15 protein-coding genes are annotated in these 20,350 nt (G+C 43.6%); 14 read left to right on the plus strand and 1 reads right to left on the minus strand.

What is annotated here, in order from left to right; translation table 11 throughout:
- The first annotated feature begins 165 nt into the window (after nucleotides 1-165).
- Entirely contained in the window at nucleotides 166-969 is an 804-nt protein-coding gene (locus tag FTV13_RS04375) for a putative RNA methyltransferase (RefSeq protein ID WP_180011132.1), read from the plus strand.
- A gap of 58 nt (nucleotides 970-1,027) precedes the next feature.
- Here FTV13_RS04375 and ponA read toward each other — a convergent pair whose 3' ends face one another.
- Nucleotides 1,028-3,556, minus strand: coding sequence for a penicillin-binding protein PBP1a (ponA, locus tag FTV13_RS04380; protein ID WP_180011133.1), 2,529 nt, complete (start codon nucleotides 3,554-3,556; stop codon nucleotides 1,028-1,030).
- Between the two features lie 166 nt (nucleotides 3,557-3,722).
- Here ponA and FTV13_RS04385 point away from each other — a divergent pair, with 166 nt between their 5' ends.
- The 13 genes from FTV13_RS04385 to FTV13_RS04445 all read left to right on the plus strand — a co-directional run bounded on the left by FTV13_RS04385 (nucleotide 3,723) and on the right by FTV13_RS04445 (nucleotide 20,308).
- Entirely contained in the window at nucleotides 3,723-4,781 is a 1,059-nt protein-coding gene (locus FTV13_RS04385) for a pilus assembly protein PilM (protein WP_180002742.1), read from the plus strand.
- Nucleotides 4,781-5,419, plus strand: a complete 639-nt coding sequence (locus FTV13_RS04390; RefSeq protein WP_180011134.1) for a PilN domain-containing protein — start codon at nucleotides 4,781-4,783, stop codon at nucleotides 5,417-5,419. The genes FTV13_RS04385 and FTV13_RS04390 overlap by 1 nt, the downstream gene beginning before the upstream one ends.
- Nucleotides 5,416-6,132, plus strand: coding sequence for a type 4a pilus biogenesis protein PilO (locus FTV13_RS04395; RefSeq protein ID WP_005233587.1), 717 nt, complete (start codon nucleotides 5,416-5,418; stop codon nucleotides 6,130-6,132). Before FTV13_RS04390 ends, FTV13_RS04395 begins: the two co-directional genes overlap by 4 nt.
- Nucleotides 6,132-6,659, plus strand: a complete 528-nt coding sequence (locus tag FTV13_RS04400; RefSeq protein ID WP_034169727.1) for a pilus assembly protein PilP — start codon at nucleotides 6,132-6,134, stop codon at nucleotides 6,657-6,659. The genes FTV13_RS04395 and FTV13_RS04400 overlap by 1 nt, the downstream gene beginning before the upstream one ends.
- 61 nt (nucleotides 6,660-6,720) lie before the next feature.
- Nucleotides 6,721-8,844 (plus strand): type IV pilus secretin PilQ, encoded by a 2,124-nt coding sequence (gene pilQ / locus FTV13_RS04405; protein ID WP_373687236.1) that lies wholly within the window; start codon nucleotides 6,721-6,723, stop codon nucleotides 8,842-8,844.
- A 36-nt stretch (nucleotides 8,845-8,880) separates the two neighbouring features.
- Nucleotides 8,881-9,417 (plus strand): shikimate kinase AroK, encoded by a 537-nt coding sequence (aroK, locus tag FTV13_RS04410; protein WP_005233593.1) that lies wholly within the window; start codon nucleotides 8,881-8,883, stop codon nucleotides 9,415-9,417.
- Between the two features lie 28 nt (nucleotides 9,418-9,445).
- Nucleotides 9,446-10,525, plus strand: a complete 1,080-nt coding sequence (aroB, locus tag FTV13_RS04415) for a 3-dehydroquinate synthase (RefSeq protein WP_180011136.1) — start codon at nucleotides 9,446-9,448, stop codon at nucleotides 10,523-10,525.
- Nucleotides 10,526-10,537: 12 nt separating this feature from the next.
- Nucleotides 10,538-11,389 (plus strand): hypothetical protein, encoded by an 852-nt coding sequence (locus FTV13_RS04420; RefSeq protein ID WP_180011137.1) that lies wholly within the window; start codon nucleotides 10,538-10,540, stop codon nucleotides 11,387-11,389.
- Nucleotides 11,390-11,839: 450 nt separating this feature from the next.
- Nucleotides 11,840-16,315: a glutamate synthase large subunit gene (gltB, locus tag FTV13_RS04425; RefSeq protein WP_180011138.1), complete on the plus strand. Its 4,476-nt coding sequence runs from the start codon at nucleotides 11,840-11,842 to the stop codon at nucleotides 16,313-16,315.
- A 72-nt stretch (nucleotides 16,316-16,387) separates the two neighbouring features.
- Entirely contained in the window at nucleotides 16,388-17,809 is a 1,422-nt protein-coding gene (locus FTV13_RS04430) for an FAD-dependent oxidoreductase (RefSeq protein ID WP_004787110.1), read from the plus strand.
- A 271-nt stretch (nucleotides 17,810-18,080) separates the two neighbouring features.
- The gene (locus FTV13_RS04435; protein ID WP_004787108.1) at nucleotides 18,081-18,674 is read left to right on the plus strand and encodes a LemA family protein; all 594 of its coding nucleotides are present in this window, start codon (nucleotides 18,081-18,083) and stop codon (nucleotides 18,672-18,674) included.
- A 36-nt stretch (nucleotides 18,675-18,710) separates the two neighbouring features.
- A complete protein-coding gene (locus FTV13_RS04440; protein WP_180011139.1) occupies nucleotides 18,711-19,754 on the plus strand; it encodes a TPM domain-containing protein in 1,044 nt (347 codons plus the stop codon).
- On the plus strand, nucleotides 19,748-20,308 hold the full coding sequence (locus tag FTV13_RS04445) for a TPM domain-containing protein (protein ID WP_180011141.1): 561 nt from the start codon (nucleotides 19,748-19,750) through the stop codon (nucleotides 20,306-20,308). Before FTV13_RS04440 ends, FTV13_RS04445 begins: the two co-directional genes overlap by 7 nt.
- The last annotated feature ends 42 nt before the right edge of the window (nucleotides 20,309-20,350 follow it).

Consider the following 20,350-nt stretch of genomic DNA (forward strand, 5'->3'; position numbering starts at 1 on the left):
GAGTGATGGGAGAGAATGTTCAAGAGTGGATTCTAAATGTTCAGATAAAGACATAAAAAAATGAGCGTATTTACATACACTCTTTTTTACTACATTTTACTAAAATTTGCTTAACTGACTGGCATTAGGCGCATGCCGGCTTTTTTGTTTTGGAGAAATTAAAAAATGAACCTACTGATGTGTCCTGTTTGTCGTGAGCAGTTACGCTTAAATGAACGTACATGGCGCTGTGACAATCAGCATAGCTATGATATAGCCAAGCAGGGTTATGTGAATTTGCATGTGGTGCAGCATAAACATAGTAAAAATCCAGGTGATACGCCTGAATCTGTGCAGGCACGCCGTGCATTTCTGAGTGCAGGTCACTATGCACCTCTGCAACAGGCTGTGGTTAAGAAAATCCGTGAGCTGCGGATTGAAAATCTGCTCGATATTGGTTGTGGCGAAGGCTATTACACCAATGCCATGCAGGCTGAAGTCATGCAATGTGTCGGCGTAGATATTGCCAAAAATGCAGTTCAGGTTGCAGCTAAACTGAATAAAGAAATTACCTGGGTGGTAGGGACAGGGGCAACCTTGCCGGTATTGGATCAATTCATTGATCTCTGTACCAGCTTATTTAGCCCGATTCCGAAACAGGAAATCTTGCGGGTATTAAAGCCAAAATCTTATTTGATGGTAGTGACGCCTGCACCACAACATTTGTACGCGATGCGTGAAGCCTTATTTGAGGAAGTGAAAGCACACGAGCCACAGAAATTTGTTGAACAGTTGCAGGATGTATTTAATCTGGTAAGTGAACAGGTGATTGATGCGCCAATGACTTTGCCTCAAGCGGATTTAAAAAACCTGATTGCTATGACTCCCTATGCTTATAAAGCCAAACCTGAACGCCGTTTGGCACTTGAGCAGCAGGATCAATTCAATTTAATGGCCCAATTCCAGATTTATGTATTTCAGAAGAAGTAAATCGGTTATTTAGAAATAAAAAATCCCTCATTATTGAGGGATTTTTTATTGGTTCAGATTATTCAAGTTCTTCAATCAAGTTTTCCAAAGGATCCACCACCCGATTTGGTTGTAGTGGCTGGTCTCTTGGCGCCACTCTTTCATCATCCGGTATGCGGATTTCCTGATCAGGCAAATCTTCAAAATCATTGCTTTGTCGCTTAGGTGCTACAACGGGGGCAGGGCGATACAGAGGCGTCGCTAAAGGTGGAGAAGACGGATCATGCTGTTCCTGCTCACCTTGCACTACTTTATTACGGTTAATAGGTGCTTTAGCATTACGATCCAGGCGAACCCAAGCTTCTGGTGTACCTTTTAAGGCATTACCCATAAAGTCGGTCCAGATTGGTAAGGCTGCCACGCCACCGTATTCACGGCGACCTAAAGTTTTTGGCTGGTCGAAACCGACCCAGGCAACGGTGACCAGTTTGCCATTAAAACCTGCAAACCAGGCATCTTTGGCATCATTGGTGGTACCGGTTTTACCCCCAATATCGCTACGACCAATTCTTAAAGCAGCACGTCCTGTACCATGCTGAATCACATCACGCAGGATATTGGCCATATCATAAGCAGAACTAGATTTTAAAATACGTTCTGCCTGACGGTAATTACTGTCTTCAGCCGAGATTTTTGGTGTCTCTGGTTTTTGCGCTAGGGTCTTGTTATTGATTTCAATTGCTTCATCATCAGGAGTGAGTGCGGCTGTTGGTTGAGGACTTTCTTCCTGAGCATTAATACACGAGATGCAGGCATATTCAGGCTTAGCCTCAAAAATGGTCTTGCCATAGGCATCTTCGATCCGCGTAATAAAATGTGGCTGAATCCGATAACCGCCATTGGCGAACGTAGCATAACCAGTAGCCATTTGGATTGGTAAAACCTGAGGTGTACCTAGAGCAATGGTATAGTTCCGTGGAATCTGGTTATCCTGCAAGCCAAAATCCATAAATAACTGACGTGTACGCTCAATACCAACAGTTTGTAATAGGCGTACTGAAACCGTGTTACGTGACAGATATAAAGCACGACGTAAAGGAATCATCCCTAAATAACGGCCATCCGAATTACGCGGACTCCATTTACCAATAGTAATCGGTGCATCATTGACCATGGTGTGTGGAGTCATACCACGTTCTAAAGCCAGAGCGTAAACGAAGGGTTTAATAGTTGAACCCGGCTGACGCCAGCCTTGAGTCGCACGGTTAAATTTGGATTGATAAAAATTATAACCACCGACAATGGCTTCAATCGCACCATTATTCGGGTTCAAGGCAATTAATTGGCCCTGTACCTGAGGCGTTTGTACCAGTGCCCAGGAACTTTTATTCTCGTTAGGTCTTAAACGAACAATATCTTTAACTTTAACAATCTGTGAAGCTCTGCTTGGTGCAGCACCTACACTATCTGCACTACGATAAGGACGGGCCCAGGACATGCCTGACCAAGGCACAGTTACGGTTGTACCATCCTGCATCAATGCTTCAAAGCTATTATTATTGACCTTGGTCACTTCAGCAGGGTAAGTGTTGGCATAGACACGGAAATTTTGCAGGGGCTGATCATGAGCTTCGGCACCTCGCCAGCCATGACGACGATCATAAGCTTCTAAACCGTCCTGTACCGCCTGTTCAGCATAAGCCTGACGTTCACTATGGATCGTCGTGTAGACTTTATAACCTGAATCTATGGCCTGTTCACCAAAATTTTCTACTAGTTCGGAGCGAACCATTTCACCGACGTAGGGAAATTTGTTACGCGTACTGCGGTCAGGCATATCCAGGTTAATCGGTTCAGCAATGGCTTCCTGATATTGGCTTTGATTCAGATACCCCAATTGCAGCATGCGACCTAAAATCCAGTTACGGCGTTCTAATGCACGTTTAGGGTTGGCCACCGGATTATAACGAGAAGGTGCTTTAGGTAGGCCAGCAATCATTGCCATTTGCGCAATCGAAAGCTCATCTAAACTTTTGTTGTAATAGATTTTCGCTGCTGCCGCAATGCCGTAAGCATTTTTCCCCAAGAAAATTTTATTGACATATAAAGTCAGAATTTCTTCTTTACTTAAATTCTGTTCTATTTTACGTGCCAGGAAAATTTCAGTCAGCTTACGCTTTAAAGTACGTTCGGGACTTAAATAGTAGTTTTTGGCGACCTGCATGGTAATGGTCGAACCACCAGTCTGTACATCAGAGCCGGTAATAGTTTCACTGACTGCACGTCCTAAGCCTTTAAAGCTGATCCCGCTGTGTTCGAAGAAACTGGAATCTTCTGCAGCGAGGAAGGCGTGAATAAATTCTTTCGGAATCTGTTCATAATTCACAGGAACAGAAAGCTTGCCACCATACTCTGCAATGAGCTCATTATCTGAGCTAAAAACTTGTAAAGGCTTTAATAAAGGTGCCTTTTTAAGCGTAGACATTTCAGGCAAAGATGGGGCAATATAGAGATACATGCCATAGAAACCCATCGGAATTGAGATCAAAATAATGATAATGATCAAAAAAAATGGATGAACAAGGCCTGAACAAGATAGCTTTTTCATAACAAGTAAGTTTTAATAAGAGCTAATGGCAAACTAATTACCGGTCAGTATATCCTTTAGATATACATATTGTTAGATGAGTTATTGTATCTGTATAAAATTATAGGCCGGCACAGATTGGTGAGTTTGTTTTTATTGGGGATAAAAAAATAATAGGAATTGTATTGTGCGCAGGTTATATCGTAAGCCAAATAAGGGGTTAATAGGAGTCGATATTAGTTCGACTTCTGTTAAAGTTTTAGAGCTCTCTGTAAAGAACGGTCGGTACTGGGTAGAAAGTTATGCTTTAGTCCCATTACCAGAAAGTAGTGTCGTTGAAAAAAATATTTTAAATCCAGAAGCGGTGGGTGATGCGTTGGGGCGTGCGATTAATTTGGCCAATACCCAGTCCAGTCAGTCAGCCTTTGCGATTCCAACTTCTATGGTCATCACCAAGATCATCGAAATGGATGCCGATATGTCGGATGATGAACGTGAAATTCAGATTCGTGAAGATGCCGAACAATATATTCCTTTCCCACTTGATGAAGCCAGTCTGGACTTTGAAGTTCTGCCAGACCGTTTAACCAATCCGAACCGGGTCAATGTCCTGTTAGTAGCGACCCGAATCGAAAATGTTGAAGCGCGTTCTGAAGTACTGCAAATTGCCAACCTCAATCCAAAAATTGCAGATGTCGAAAGTTTTGCATTAGAAAATGCATTCAAGGTGTTTTCGGATACCTTACCGATGGGGGTAAATACTGTCGGGATCCTGGATATTGGTCATAGTATGACGACCTTATCCGTCATGCAAAATAACAAGATCATTTATACCCGTGAGCAGGTTTTTGGTGGCAAACAGCTGACTCAGGAAATCCAGAACCGTTATGGATTGTCTTTTGAGGAAGCAGGGCGTGCTAAAAAAACCCGTGCCTTACCGGATGATTATGACATCGAAGTGCTGGAACCTTTCCTGGATGCAGTCGTGCAGCAGGCAGCGCGTTCATTACAGTTCTTCTTCTCTTCATCTCAGTTTAACGAGATTGACCATATTTTATTGGCAGGGGGGAATGCCAATATTCCAGGTCTGGCAAAACTATTACAGCAAAAACTCGGCTACCGGGTCACGATTGCCAATCCATTCCTGCAAATGGGCTTTTCTCCTCAAATTGATATTAAAAAAATTGAAAATGACGCGTCCTCACTCATGGTTGCATGTGGTTTGGCATTGAGGAGTTTTGATTAATGGCAAAGATTAACTTACTCCCTTGGCGCGATGAGCTAAGAATTAAAAGAAATAATGAATTTGTAGCGATTTGCGCAGGGGCACTTTTTCTAGGATTGGCAGCAGCAGGTTCAACCTGGTTCTATTACGATCAAAAACTTCAGGATCAGGAACAGGCCAACCAGCTGGTGGTCAGTACTAACCAGAATCTGGATGTACAGCTGAAAGCATTGGATGGTTTACAAGACCAGCGTAATGCAATTGTTGAACGTATGAAGCTGATTCAGGGTTTACAGACCCAACGACCGATCGCAGTTCACCTGATTGATGAAATTGTACGGGTCACACCAAGCAATATGTACATTACAAAATTTCAGCGTACTGGCGATAAATTCACTATTGAAGGTAAGGCAGAAAGTCCAAATACAGTGGCTGAATTGCTACGTAATCTGGAAGCTTCTACTTGGTATCGTAATGCATTTATGAATGCTTTCCTGGTTGCTGAAGAACCAAAAGATAAAGCGCCATCCTCAGTGATTCCTCGAGTAGAAGAATCTTATGGCAGCTTTACGGTCACGGTTGATCTGGATCAAATCGCTGAGCCAACACTTAAAGAAGGACAAATGCCAGCCACAACTACAGCGGAGGCATCATCATGAGTAATGACGAATTCGATGAATTAAGCCAAGACGTAGTGGCTGTTCCTAGAAAAAAAATGACAGTTGAAAAATTCTTTCAACAATTCAATACACTAGATCCAAATAATTATGGTAGCTGGCCATTATCAGTCAAAATTACCTGCTGGATCTTTATTGTTATTCTGGTTTTTATGCTGGGATATTTCGGGTTTATTCGCGGCAAGATAGAAGCGATTTCACAAGCCAGTGCTCAAGAGCAAAACCTGTTAAATGAATTCCGGGAAAAGGAATCCAAGCTGCGTAATTTACAGCAGTATCAGATTCAGTTACAGGAGATGGAAGCACGTTTTAATCAGCAATTGGAACAATTGCCGAAAGAAACTGAAATTCCAGGCCTGGTTGAAGACATTAACCTGAGTGGAGTGAACTCCGGACTGAAATTCAAGAATATTCGTCTTGAACCTGAAATCAAGCAGGAATTCTTTATTGAACAGCCAATCGCGATTGAAGCCACTGGGGATTATCATGCCTTTGGTTCTTTTGTGAGCAGTATTGCAGGGCTTTCGCGTATTGTTACGCTGCATGACTTCACCATTACAGGAACTGAAAATAAAGAAAAGAAATCTGAAATTCCTGTCATTGATTATGTGGTAAAAGCGAAAACCTATCGGTATGTAGGTAATGCAGATGCTTCATCTACTCCGGCTACAACTGATACGCAGGGAGCTCAGTAATGAATATTATTAAAATTACTTCAGCTTTAACGCTCGGATTTTTATTGGTGGGTTGCGAATCAAGAATTGATGCAGTCAATCAGGAAATGGCCAATATTCGTAATCAACCGCCATTACCAATTGAGCCGGCACCAGATTTTATTCCGACAGAAATGTTTAATTACGCAGCTCATCAGCTGAAAAGTCCTTTCCTGCCAAGCTCTTTAGCAGCTGAATTGAAAATTATGGCGGGTAAGCGGGTTTATCCAAACTTGTCACGCCAATTACAGCCCTTAGAGAGTTACCCACTGGAAACCTTAAGTATGAAGGGCAGTATGCGGAATCAGGCGGGGCAGATTCTGGCTCTAATTCAAACGCCTGATGGGGAAATTGAACGGATACAACGTGGCAGCTATATGGGACTTAATCACGGTCGTGTAACGAGAATTACGCCGACACAGATTGACTTGATTGAGATTATTCCAGATGGCCGTGAGGGATATGTGGAACGTCCACGAAGTCTGGTTTTGATTGGGCCAGCGCCATAAGTTTTAAGGAATAAAAATGAATAAGAGTATTAAAGAATTTATTTTTGGGGATGCTAATACAATGAATCATGTGTTTCGTCAGTTTTCTATGGGGGCTGTCGCGATTGCTGTGATGCAAGCAGCGAGTGCGCAAGTTTCAATGACCAATGTGGTGCCAATGCAGATTCCTGGACAAGGAACTGAAATCCGAGTGATGTTTAACGGTCTGCCACCTCAGCCTCAAGCTTATCAGCTTGAATCTCCATCACGCCTGATTCTGGATTTTAATGAGGCACAACAAAATCTAAAACAGTCTAGTATTCCAGTCGCAACTGCTGAAGCTAGTTCAGTGGATGTTAGCTCGGATGCACAGCGTTCTCGTTTGACAGTGAATCTTGCTAATGCAGGTGCATTTACGACGCGTGTGGAAGGCAATACCTTTATTTTAAAAATTAATTCTGCCACTCCAGTCGCTATTGCTCAGCCTGTACAACAGCAGGTCGCTCAGGGGATTACTAATATTGGTTTCCAGCGGGGTGCGCAAGGTGAAGGACTGGTGGTAATTGATCTGGCAAGTCAGAACACACCAGTCGATGTACAGCAGCAGGGAACCAAAGTGATTGTGCGGACTCTGGGCTCCAAGATTCCGGCACATTTGACCCGACGTTTGAATGTGAATGATTTTGCCACGCCTGTTTCAACGGTAGATGCAATCAACCAGAATGGATCAGGCGTAATTACCATTCAGTCTGCGGAAAGCTATGAATATATGGCTTTCCAGACAGATAATAAGCTGACCATTAGTTTGAAGCGTCCAGAAGTTAAAGGGCCTTTACGTCCTAAATCAGTCGCTTATACAGGCAAGAAGATTTCTCTAGATTTTCAGGATATTGAAGTCCGTCGAGTTCTACAGTTATTAGCCGATTTTACCGATATCAATATGGTTGCTGCAGATAGCGTACAGGGTAATATTACCTTACGCCTTAAGGAAGTGCCTTGGGATCAGGCTTTAGATATTGTATTAAAAACCAAAAATCTAGATAAGCGTCGTAATGGTAATGTCATCTGGATTGCGCCAGTTACAGAGTTGATTAAGGCTGAAGAAGAGGAAGCTAAGGCTTTAAAGCAAAGTACTAAACTAGCTCCAATCCAAACAGAATATATGCAACTTAGTTATGCGAAGGCGGCAGATATTGAAAAACTGATTACACAAAATAAATCAGCCCAGAACTCTTCTAACTCCTCGAATAACTCTTCCAATAATTCTAATGATGAAGATAAAGAAAGTTTATTAAGTTCACGTGGTTCTGTATCTATTGATGCTCGTACCAATACATTAATCGTGAATGATACTCAACCGTTTATTGATAAAATTCGTAGTATGGTCGACTTGCTTGATGTTCAAGTCAAACAAGTGATGGTTGAAGCACGTATTGTACGAGCATCTACTGATTTTACCAAAGAAATGGGAGTAAAATGGGGAGTTATATCTCAAGGGGTTACTAATAATAATCACTTATTAGTAGGTGGGAGTGATACAACTCTTTGGAATCTTAGAGAGCCTGAATTAGATACTCAAACGGGTCGCTGGAATTATGAGATTCAAAGACCAGATAATTTGAATGTAGATTTGGGAGTAACGAATCCAGCTGGCCGAATTGCTTTCGGCTTAATTAGCCTATCAGACTTTATGTTAGATCTGGAGCTCTCTGCACTTCAAGCGGATGGTTATGGTGAAGTGATTTCTACGCCAAAAGTACTTACAGGAGATAAGCAAAAAGCTAAAGTGGCTTCTGGTCAACAAATTCCATATAGATCAACAGGATCTGATGGGCAAGCAACTACAGAATTTAAAGATGCATTATTAAGCCTAGAAGTTACTCCAAGTATTACTCCCGATGGTAAAATACAAATGACTCTAGATATAAATAGTGATTCAGCCGGTCAGGTAACACCTGATGGAAATATTGCTATTAATAAAAACTTTGTTAACACGAGTGCATTGGTAAATGATGGTGAAACTGTAGTGCTGGGCGGTATTTTTGAACAGGAAACTTCAAACCAACAGACTAAGGTGCCTTTCCTGGGTGATCTACCTTATTTAGGTCGTTTATTCCGTAAAGATGTAAAATCAGATAACAAGCGTGAGTTACTGATTTTTGTTACGCCTCGAATTGTTAATGACAGTGTTTCAAGAAATCATTAATATATTTTGAATTTAACAAAATGAATAGGTGACTCCTTGCCAAGCAAAGAGTTTGAAACCCTGCCAAATATCTATTTGGTAGGGCCGATGGGGGCCGGTAAAACAACAGTAGGACGACATTTAGCAGAACTGTTAGGACGAGAATTTCTGGACAGCGATCATGAAATTGAGCGGAAAACAGGAGCTACAATTCCCTGGATCTTCGAAAAAGAGGGTGAAAAGGGTTTTCGTCATCGTGAAACTGTTGTAATTGATGAGTTAACCTCACGTCCACAGCTGGTACTTGCGACTGGTGGTGGTGCAATTACTCAGGCTCCTAATCGGGATTATTTAAAGCAGCGAGGCATCGTTGTTTATCTTTACACTCCAGTTGAAATTCAGCTTCAGCGAACCTATCGCGACAAAAACCGTCCCTTGTTACAAGTCGAAAATCCTGAACAGAAACTCAGAGATCTGCTTGCAGTACGGGACCCGTTGTACCGGGAAGTCGCACATTACATCATTGAGACCAATCAGGGAGCTGCACGAGATCTGGCGCAGCGTATTCTGAATCTCATCCTTCCAAAAAAATAAGTTCAGTTGAAAAAGTGGTTATCCCCTCATGAAAACCTTATATGTCGAACTCGGTGAACGCCGTTACCCCATTTTTATTGGCAGTAACTTGAATCCTCAGGAGTTGCTTGAGCCTTATATTCATGGCAAACAGGTGATGGTTGTCAGTAATGATACGGTGGCACCACTCTATCTGGATCGCTATAAGGCTGCATTGGAAAATTTGGGTAAAACTGTGGCGACCTGTATTTTACCGGATGGCGAGAAATACAAAAATATTGAGCATCTAAACCTAATTTTTGATGCATTGCTTGAGGCAGGCTTTAACCGAGACAGTACGGTTCTGGCACTCGGTGGTGGTGTTATTGGAGATATGGCCGGCTTTGCTTCTGCCTGTTTCCAGCGTGGAGTATATTTTATTCAGGTGCCAACGACGTTGCTGTCTCAAGTAGATTCCAGTGTTGGGGGTAAAACCGGCATTAATCATCCACTGGGTAAAAACATGATTGGTGCTTTCCAGCAGCCACAAGTGGTGTTGGCAGATATGTCACAGCTGTCAACTTTACCAGATCGTGAGCTATCTGCGGGCCTGGCTGAGGTGATCAAATATGCCTTACTCGGAGATGAAGATTTTCTGGTCTGGTTAGAAGCCAATATGGAAGGTCTTATTGCCCGTGATGAGCAATTGCTGGCCGAAGCGGTTTATCGTTCTTGTGCACATAAAGCTCATATTGTAGCCAATGATGAAAAAGAGCAGGGTGAGCGTGCTTTACTTAATCTCGGTCATACATTCGGTCATGCGATTGAGTCTTATCTGGGTTATGGTGAGTGGCTGCACGGAGAAGCGGTAGCAACCGGTATGGTGATGGCAGCAGATTTATCCCATCGCATGGGCTGGATTTCATTAGAAGACCTTGAGCGTACAAAAAAAATCATTTCTCGTGCGCAATTACCTATTGTTTGTCCTAAAATCCCACTTGACGATTTCCTGGCTTACATGGCTCACGACAAGAAAGTTTTAAATGGGCAGCTTCGTCTTGTATTATTGCAGCAACTTGGAAAAGCGGTCATTACTCGAGACTTTGATGTCGAGTTGATGCAACAGGCGATTTTAGCTCATCAGGCATAGGTTTAAATTTTTATGACAGCATTACGTACCCCTTGGCAAAAGATTCAGCATTATTTCTGGCTGGTCTGTGGCGTATGCTGTCTATTTGCTGCCTTGGTTTTTTGGGCTATTACTGATAAAGATGAAGTTATAGAAGTAGAGAAGAAGCCGGAAACGGAAGTTGAATTACAGATTCAACCAGAAAAAGTGGCCTCAATGACCCATCTTGGTGCACTTTCTGATGAGGTTAAGCCTCTTGCTCTCAATACTCGGATTGTTGTCAATGTTAGTCATGAGCCTGAATTCCGCGGAACCAAATATATTGGTGAAGTAAAGAAACAGCATGCGATTGAGCTATTTCGTGTAGGTAATGAAGCCATTCTAAAAACCTTCCTGAAAAAGCAGCAGGATCGTAAGCCTTTTGTTTATTTAAGGCTTTCGGGTGAGAACCAGCCTGAACAATATGTATTGTTATATGGTCTGTATAAAACCGCAGCAGAAGCTCAACAGGCTTTATCAGTGCTCAATCTGAATCTGCCTAAATCCGTCCAGCCTAAAGTTGTGGCCATGCAACAATATGCCAGTCTAGTCAACAGTATGGGTTCGGAAGAACTGGCAAGTAATCAAAAACTTTATGAAATTCAGTTGAAAAATGTACCTTTACCGAAAGTCGATGAATCCGTACAGATAAGACTGAAAGCTCAACCTTCAGCACCTGTGGTCACCCCTAAAGAAAGCACCACGAGTACCACGATTGTTCGACGTGATCAGGAAGGTAATGTAGTGGATGTACAGAAATCTCAAAGTCATGTCGAAGGAAGTCCGCGCTCATCAAATGGCAATTCTCGACCTCAAGAAAACGAGATTAGTGATCCATTTAACTAGGCCGGTCTAAAATAGCGCACGGACACTTTATCTTTATTATAAATGTGCGCTTTTGGTGCAAAAAATACGCACCATAAATAATCATAATTTTCCTTTTGTAGGCTAAATCTTTGTCATTTGTGTTGTTTTGATTTTTGCTCCTTAAGTTGGCATGAAATTTGCTTTATTGGTGCATGAATTGAATTAATCTCCCTGTTTTGGCGCGAAAATGATTCGATGAATAGGCGTAATTGTCATCTTTGTTGCTTATTTTTATCTTATCCATCAGCAAAATGAATGTTATTTTTCATGCATTCCGTCTGAAAAAGGATTATGTTGAAAAGATACTCAATGATATTTTGCTCTATAAAGCTGCTTAGCTTGCGGAGTAAATCAGACAGTCACGCACAGCAGAATTTAGATTGTTTAATAGCCTATCGGGCTTAGTGAAAAGAAGGGTACGCTATGCACATGCCATCGCCTAATAATGTAGCTCCCGCTCAAGGTTTATACCAACCGGATGAGTTTAAAGATAACTGTGGTTTTGGTTTGATCGCCCATATGCAGGGTGATGCCAGTCATGATCTGGTCAAGACCGCAATTCATAGTCTAAGTTGTATGACCCACCGTGGCGGTATTGCTGCTGATGGCAAGACCGGTGATGGTTGTGGTCTATTGCTGGCAATGCCTAAAGAATTCTTCCGTGAAGAGGCCAAACGCTTAAGTGACATTACCTTAAGTGAGATTTTTGCTGTGGGTACAGTATTCCTGAATCTGGATCCAGCATTAGCCGCACATGCAAAACAAGTCCTGACGAAAGAAATTGAAGAAGAAGGCTGTCGCGTTATCGCATGGCGTGTTGTACCGACGAATAATGATGCGCTCGGTGAGATTGCAATGCAGTCTCTGCCAGCTTTTGAGCAGGTGATTGTTAACTGCCCAATCGGTGTGACTGAAGTTGAATTCAACCGCAAATTGTTCCTTGCGCGTCGTCGTGCTGAGCAGCAGTTAACCAGTGATCCATATTTCTATGTGACGACCTTATGCTCAACTGTAATCAGCTATAAAGGTCTGATGATGCCAGCAGCGATTGCTGACTTCTATACTGACCTGGCTGATGAGCGTCTGGCATCACATATCGTGGTCTTCCATCAACGTTTCTCTACCAATACATTGCCACGCTGGCCACTGGCTCAGCCATTCCGTTACCTGGCGCACAATGGTGAGATCAATACCATTACGGCTAACCGTAACTGGGCAATGGCGCGTACGCCTAAATTTGAAAACCCGTTACTGCCAGGTCTGACTGAGCTGAGTCCAATCGTAAACCGTACTGGTTCAGATTCATCTAGTCTGGATAATATGCTGGAAATCCTCGTGGGTGGTGGTATGGATCTGTTCCGTGCGCTACGTATGCTGGTTCCACCTGCTTGGCAGAACGTTGAAACGCTTGATGCTGATTTACGTGCATTCTATGAGTTCAACTCTAAACATATGGAAGCATGGGATGGCCCTGCTGGTTTAGTTATCCAAGACGGTCGTCATGCGATCTGTATGCTGGATCGTAACGGCTTGCGTCCGGCACGTTGGGTCATCACTAAAAATGGCTACATCACACTGGCGTCAGAAATCGGTGTATGGGGTTATGAACCTGAAGATGTCATTTCTAAAGGACGTGTGGGTCCTGGCCAAATGCTGGTGATCGATACTTATACCGGTAAAGTATTAGATACTCAGGATGTGAATAATCACCTGAAACGTATGCGTCCGTACCGTGAATGGTTACGTGAAAATGCTGTACGTCTACAAGGTAGCCCTGAGCTGGAAGAATATCTATGTGAGCGAGGCTTGAAAGGTGACAACCTGAAAGCGGCACAGAAAATGTTCATGGTGACTTTCGAGGAACGTGACCAGTTACTGCGTCCAATCGCTGAAAGCGGTCAGGAAGCTGTGGGTTCTATGGGTGATGATACCCCGATGGCGGTTCTGTCACGTCAGGTACGTCATGTATCAGACTATTTCCGTCAGCAGTTCGCACAGGTAACGAATCCGCCAATCGATCCATTACGTGAATCGATCGTGATGTCGTTGGAAACCTGTTTAGGTCGTGAACAAAATGTTTTCGAACAGGGTCCAGAACATGCAGACCGTCTGATTATTTCAAGTCCGGTCCTGTCTAATTCAAAAATGCATCAGATCCGCACGCTAGGCCGTACAGGTTATGAGATTGCGGATATTGATCTGAACTATGCTGAAACTGAAGGCCTAGAAGCTGCGATTGCTCGTATTTGCGAAGAATCAGCGCAAGCGATTCGTGACGGCAAAACTTTATTGGTACTTTCAGACAAGAAAATCCGTGAAGGTTTCTTGCCAGCCAATGCTGTGATGGTCACTGGTGCAGTACATCATCATCTGATCAATACTGGTCTGCGTACTGATGCGAACCTGATTGTTGAAACCGGTTTCGCCCGTGATCCACATCAATTTGCCGTTCTGCTTGGCTTTGGTGCGACAGCAATTTATCCATACTTAGCATATGACGTGATCAATGATCTGGTGGCTAAAGGTGAATTGCTGGGCGATCCAGTATATGCACAAAACAATTTCCGTAAGGGGATTGAAAAAGGCCTGCTGAAAGTCCTGTCTAAGATGGGTATTTCAACCGTGGCTTCTTACCGTGGCGGTCAGCTGTTTGAAGCAGTCGGTTTATCCAATGAAGTTGTGAATAAATGCTTCGTAGGTGTTCCGAGCCGTATCCAGGGTGCAACTTTTGCTGACCTTGAAAATGACCAGAAACAACTGGCAGATTTGGCATGGAAAAACCGTAAGCCAATCGATCAGGGCGGTATGCTGAAATTCGTCTTCGGCAAGGAATACCATGCGTTTAACCCGGACGTGATTAACTCACTGCATAAAGCAGTACGTTCTGGTAATTATGCTGACTTTAAAGAATATGCAGAACTGGTAAATAACCGTCCGATTGCAACGATTCGTGACTTATTCAAGCTGAAAACTGACAACTCAATTCCAGTGGATCAGGTTGAGTCTGTAGAAGAGATTCTGCCTCGCTTTGACTCCGCGGGTATGTCTTTGGGTGCGTTATCTCCTGAAGCACATGAAGCGATTGCGATTGCCATGAACACCATTGGCGGTCGTTCTAACTCTGGTGAGGGCGGTGAAGATCCAGCGCGTTATGGCACCATCCGTAACTCGAAAATTAAACAGATTGCATCTGGTCGTTTTGGGGTAACCCCAGCGTACTTAACTTCAGCAGAAGTGTTGCAGATTAAAGTGGCTCAAGGTGCGAAACCAGGTGAAGGTGGTCAGTTACCTGGTGGTAAAGTGAATGGCTTGATTGCCCGTTTACGTTATTCTGTTCCAGGTGTGACCCTGATTTCACCACCACCACATCACGATATCTATTCAATCGAAGATTTATCTCAGTTGATCTTTGACTTGAAACAAGTTAATCCACAAGCGATGGTATCGGTGAAACTGGTATCTGAACCGGGTGTAGGTACGATTGCGGCAGGTGTTGCGAAAGCTTATGCCGATTTCATTACTATTTCCGGTTATGACGGTGGTACAGCAGCATCTCCATTGTCTTCGATTCACCATGCGGGTTCTCCATGGGAATTAGGTTTAAGTGAAGCGCATCAAGCACTTCGTGTAAACGACCTGCGTGGCAAAGTACGCGTTCAGACTGATGGTGGTTTAAAAACTGGTCTTGACGTGGTAAAAGCAGCGATCTTGGGTGCAGAAAGCTTTGGCTTCGGTTCGACTCCAATGATTGCCTTAGGTTGTAAATACCTGCGTATCTGTCACTTGAATAACTGTGCGACCGGTGTTGCAACTCAGCAGGATCATCTGCGCCAAGAGCACTACATCGGCGAACCTCAAATGCTGATCAATTTCTTCACTTTCATTGCTGAAGAAACTCGCGAATGGTTGGCGGCACTTGGCGTATCTAGCCTGAAAGACCTGATTGGTCGTACCGACTTGCTGGAAATCCTGCCAGGTGAAACTGACAAACATGCTCACCTTGACCTGAGCAAACTGCTAGAGTCACATCCAGCAGCAGAAGGTAAAGCACAGTACTGTGAAGTACAAGGTAATGAACCATTCGATAAAGGTATTCTGGCTGAGAAAATGGTAGAAGAAATTCTGCCAGCGATCGAAGCAGGTACAGGTGGTGAATACAGCTTCACAGTAGGTAACTGTGACCGTTCGATTGGTGCACGTCTGTCAGGTGAAATTGCCAAACGTTATGGCAACCTGAGTATGGAAGCACATCCAGTTAAAGTAAATCTGACTGGTACAGCGGGTCAGTCACTCGGTGTCTGGAATGCCGGTGGTCTGCATCTGAAACTGGAAGGTGATGCGAACGACTACGTGGGTAAAGGTATGGCAGGTGGTCGTATCTCGATCTTCCCACCGAAAGGTTCGCCATTCCAGACTCAAAATACTGCGATCATTGGTAATACCTGTCTGTATGGTGCGACTGGTGGTAAATTGTTTGCTGCGGGTACTGCGGGTGAACGTTTTGCAGTTCGTAACTCTGGTGCCTTTGCTGTGATTGAGGGTGCAGGCGATCACTGCTGTGAATATATGACTGGCGGTATTGTGACTGTCCTAGGTAAAGTAGGTCATAACTTCGGTGCAGGTATGACCGGTGGTTTTGCTTATGTATTGGACCTGGACAATGATTTTGTAGATCATTACAACCATGAGTTGATTGAACTGAACCGTATCTCAACTGAAGCGATGGAAGAACATCAGACCTTTTTGCTTCGCATTTTAGATGAACATATTGCAGAAACAGGTAGTGCTTGGGCGTACAAGATCCGCCATGAGTTTGATTTTTATAGTCGTAAGTTCTGGCTGGTAAAACCAAAAGCAGCTAACTTATTGACCTTGTTGAAAACAACTCAAGCTGATCCACAATAATTCCACTACTGCAGATATAGGCAGACCTAAGGTAATGCGAATTAAGCCTTGGGTCTACCCACGGAGAGAGAGATGGCAGAGCGCCTAAATAATGACTTTCAATTCCTGGATGTCGCACGCCAAGATCCAGAGAAAAAAGAGATTGACGTCCGCAAAGCAGAATTTGTGGAAATTTATAAACCTTTCACAACAGAAGTGGCTGCAAATCAGTCACATCGTTGTCTAGGTTGTGGTAACCCGTACTGTGAATGGAAATGTCCGGTTCATAACTACATTCCAAACTGGTTGAAGTTACTGGCAGAAGGCCGTATTTTCCAGGCAGCAGAACTGTGTCACCAAACCAATACTTTGCCAGAAGTCTGTGGTCGTGTTTGTCCTCAAGACCGTCTGTGTGAAGGTGCTTGTACCTTGAATGATGGTTTTGGTGCAGTCACCATTGGTAATGCCGAGAAATATATTAATGACACCGCTTTCGCTTTAGGCTGGCGTCCAGACATGTCTCATGTGAAATGGACTGATAAGAAGGTTGCTATCATTGGAGCAGGTCCTGCCGGTCTAGGCTGTGCTGATATTCTGGTACGTAATGGTGTTAAACCTGTTGTATTTGATAAACGTCCTGAAATTGGTGGTCTGCTGACTTTCGGTATCCCAGAATTCAAGATGGAAAAAGACGTGATGAAACGCCGTCGTGAAATCTTCACGGGTATGGGTGTTGAATTCCGTCTGAATACTGAAATTGGTACCGATGTTACTATCGACCAGTTACTCGCTGACTATGATGCTGTCTTTATGGGTATGGGAACATACACTTATATGAAAGGTGGCTTTGCTGGTGAAGATCTGGATGGAGTGTATGATGCACTCGATTTCCTGATTGCTAACGTGAACCGTTGCCAGGGGTGGGAAAAAGACCCATCAGAATACATCAGCGTTGAAGGCAAAAAAGTCATTGTCCTCGGTGGTGGTGATACCGCGATGGACTGTAACCGTACTTCAATCCGTCAAGGTGCTGAGTCAGTGGTTTGTGCTTATCGTCGTGATGAAGCGAACATGCCGGGTTCACGTCGTGAAGTAAAAAATGCGCGTGAAGAAGGTGTGGAATTCCAGTTCAACCGTCAACCTATCGAAATCGTGGGTGAAAATGGCAAAGTGACTGGCGTAAAAGTGGTAACGACTCAACTGGGTCAACCAGACAGCCGTGGCCGCCGTAGTCCGGAACCAATTCCAGGTTCAGAAGAAATTCTGCCTGCAGATGCGGTATTGCTGGCATTTGGTTTCCGTACCAGCCCAGCAGACTGGTTCACTGATGTAGAAATCAACTTGGATGGTTCTGGTCGCGTACTTGCAGCTGAACAGCAGCAATACAAATTCCAGACTTCGAATCCAAAAATCTTTGCTGGTGGTGATATGGTTCGCGGTTCTGACCTGGTCGTGACTGCGATCTGGGAAGGTCGTCAGGCTGCAGAAGGTATTCTGGATTATCTTGATGTTTAATCTAGTTTAGTTATGCATTTCAAAAAACCCGCTACGGCGGGTTTTTTATTTTTCTTCATTTTACTAATTTATTCAGCTTAGTTCTAAGTAGTTATAATAAATATGGATTTAAACTTATCAATATATCCAATATTAATTCGTAGCTCTGAAGCAGAACAGAAGGAATAAAAACGGTATAAATAAAAAATTATAAAAATTAACAAAAAATGAGAAAAATATGTTTAAAATCAAATTTATTAAATAAATATCAATAAAGAATTGAGGAGAAAAGATGATTCCTGTATTAAAAAAATCTTTCATTGCTCTGATGTTAGCCAGTACCCTGACGCTTACAGGTTGTGGCTATAACACCTTACAAGTTAAGGATGAGGCGGTGACTGCGGCATGGTCTGAAGTACAAAACCAGTATCAGCGTCGTGCTGACTTGGTGCCAAATTTAGTGAATGTTGTCAAAGGCTATGCCGCACATGAAGAGCAGGTGTTAACTGAAGTGACTCAGGCACGTGCCAATGTGGCAGGCCTAAAAGTCGACCGTGAAGTGCTGGAAGATCCTGAACTGTTCCAGCGCTATCAGGAAGCTCAAGCACAAATGACCAGTGCCTTATCGCGTTTATTGGCCGTAACCGAGAATTATCCTGATTTGAAAGCCAATGAGCAGTTCCGCGATTTACAGGTACAACTTGAGGGTACTGAAAACCGTATTGCGGTAGCGCGTAACCGTTATATTACGACGGTACAAGATTTTAACTCTTATGCACGTCAGTTCCCGCAGGTGATGACGGCCAAAGTCATTGGCATGGATACCAAGCCAAACTTTAGTGCAGAGCAGAGTGCGCAACAGGCACCTAAGGTTTCATTTGACTAAGCTTGATCTTGGGTAATCACTAATAAGGTGGCTGCAATGATGCATATAAGCGCTGTAAAACTTTATATAGGTCTATTTCTCAGCCTCATTATGAGCCTGATGAATCCTGCCTGGAGTGAAACAGCAACAGCAACTGATACAGAAGAAGTGATTGTTGCACGTGAAATTTTGCAGCCTAAAACGAATACTACGGATCAAAATGTAGAATCTGCAGATACAGCACCGCAGCCACAAATTGCCAATGATATGGCTGAAGGTCAGGTTCAGCGTAACTTGCCCAGCATGAATGAACCGGTGATTGATCAGGCAAATTTATTAACGTCAGAAGAAAAACAGCAACTTAGTCAACGAATCATCAATCTTTATCAGGCGGGTAAGGCTCAGATCGGCGTGGTAATTGTACCTACCACGGGCCAGGAAGATATTTTTGACTATTCCATGCGTGTGGCAGATCGCTGGCAACTGGGATCAAAAGAACATGATAATGGTCTGTTAATGACCATTGCAGTAAATGATCATCGTATCCAGATTTTAACTGGATATGGGTTAGAAGGCGTTCTGCCGGATATTGTGGCTGGACGGATTATTAATAACAAAATTACACCTTTGTTTAAGCAGGGTCAGTATGCACAAGGGATAGATGCTGGGCTGGCAGAAATAGAGCGTATTCTAAATCTGGATCCAGAAATTGCAGCTCAAGCAGCGGCTGAGCTTAAAGAGCGTCAGGAGCAGGCTTATAAAGCGCAGCAAGCATCTCAAGCGACTTTTGGTTCGGTTATTTTTATTATCGTCGCTGGTGTCATTGGTTCCATGATCTTTGGCAGGAAGCTAAGTGCGGCCACTGCCGCAGTAGCGGGCACAGCAGCCGGGTTAGTCAACGGTATGGGATTGGTTGCTAGCCTATTAATTGGTGCTGGAGTCTTCTTTTTGCTCGTGACCTCACTTGCCCAGCTGATCCTGCATGCTTTCATGGCAGGTGGAGGTCGTGGCGGTAGTAATGGGCGTGGCGGTTTTGGAGGCGGCGGCTTCGGTGGAGGCGGCGGTGGTTTTGGTGGGGGAGGAGCATCAGGCTCATGGTAACAACGACAGGTACGACAGAGATTGTCACGCAACCTAAGCTGGAAGAACATGCTCAACCAAGTTTTAAGCGTTGGCTTAAGCACTTCTTTTATATGCCTGCAACCAAGCGATTTTTCTCCAAGCAGGACCAGCATGCGATTGCATTAGCTGTAGAAGAAGCAGAGCATGGGCATGTGGGAGAAATTCAGGTCGTGATTGAAGGATCTCTACCTTCTCGTTCTGCTTATTATCAGGATACACTTTGTCGTGCCCGACAGTTATTTGCTGAAATTGGGGTTTGGGATACTGAATATAATAGTGGGATCTTGCTTTATTTGAACCTGTGCGAGCACAAGGTTGAAATTGTGATTGATCGGGGAATTAAGAATGCAACGACCCAGCAGGTCTGGGATGAAATCTGTCAAAACATTATTCAAAATCTGGCTCAGCAGAGGTTTAAAGAAGGTGTCATTGAAGGTGTGAAGCAGATTGGTGAAGTACTAGATCAGTACTACGATCGGAAAATAGATGATTTAGAAAATGAATTGGGGAATAAACCGATTATTCTGGGGTAGCTCTACGAAAATCGCTAACTACTTTAGAGCGTTTAAAAGCCA

The organism is Acinetobacter sp. YH12235, assembly GCF_013417705.1.
Lineage (GTDB): Bacteria > Pseudomonadota > Gammaproteobacteria > Pseudomonadales > Moraxellaceae > Acinetobacter.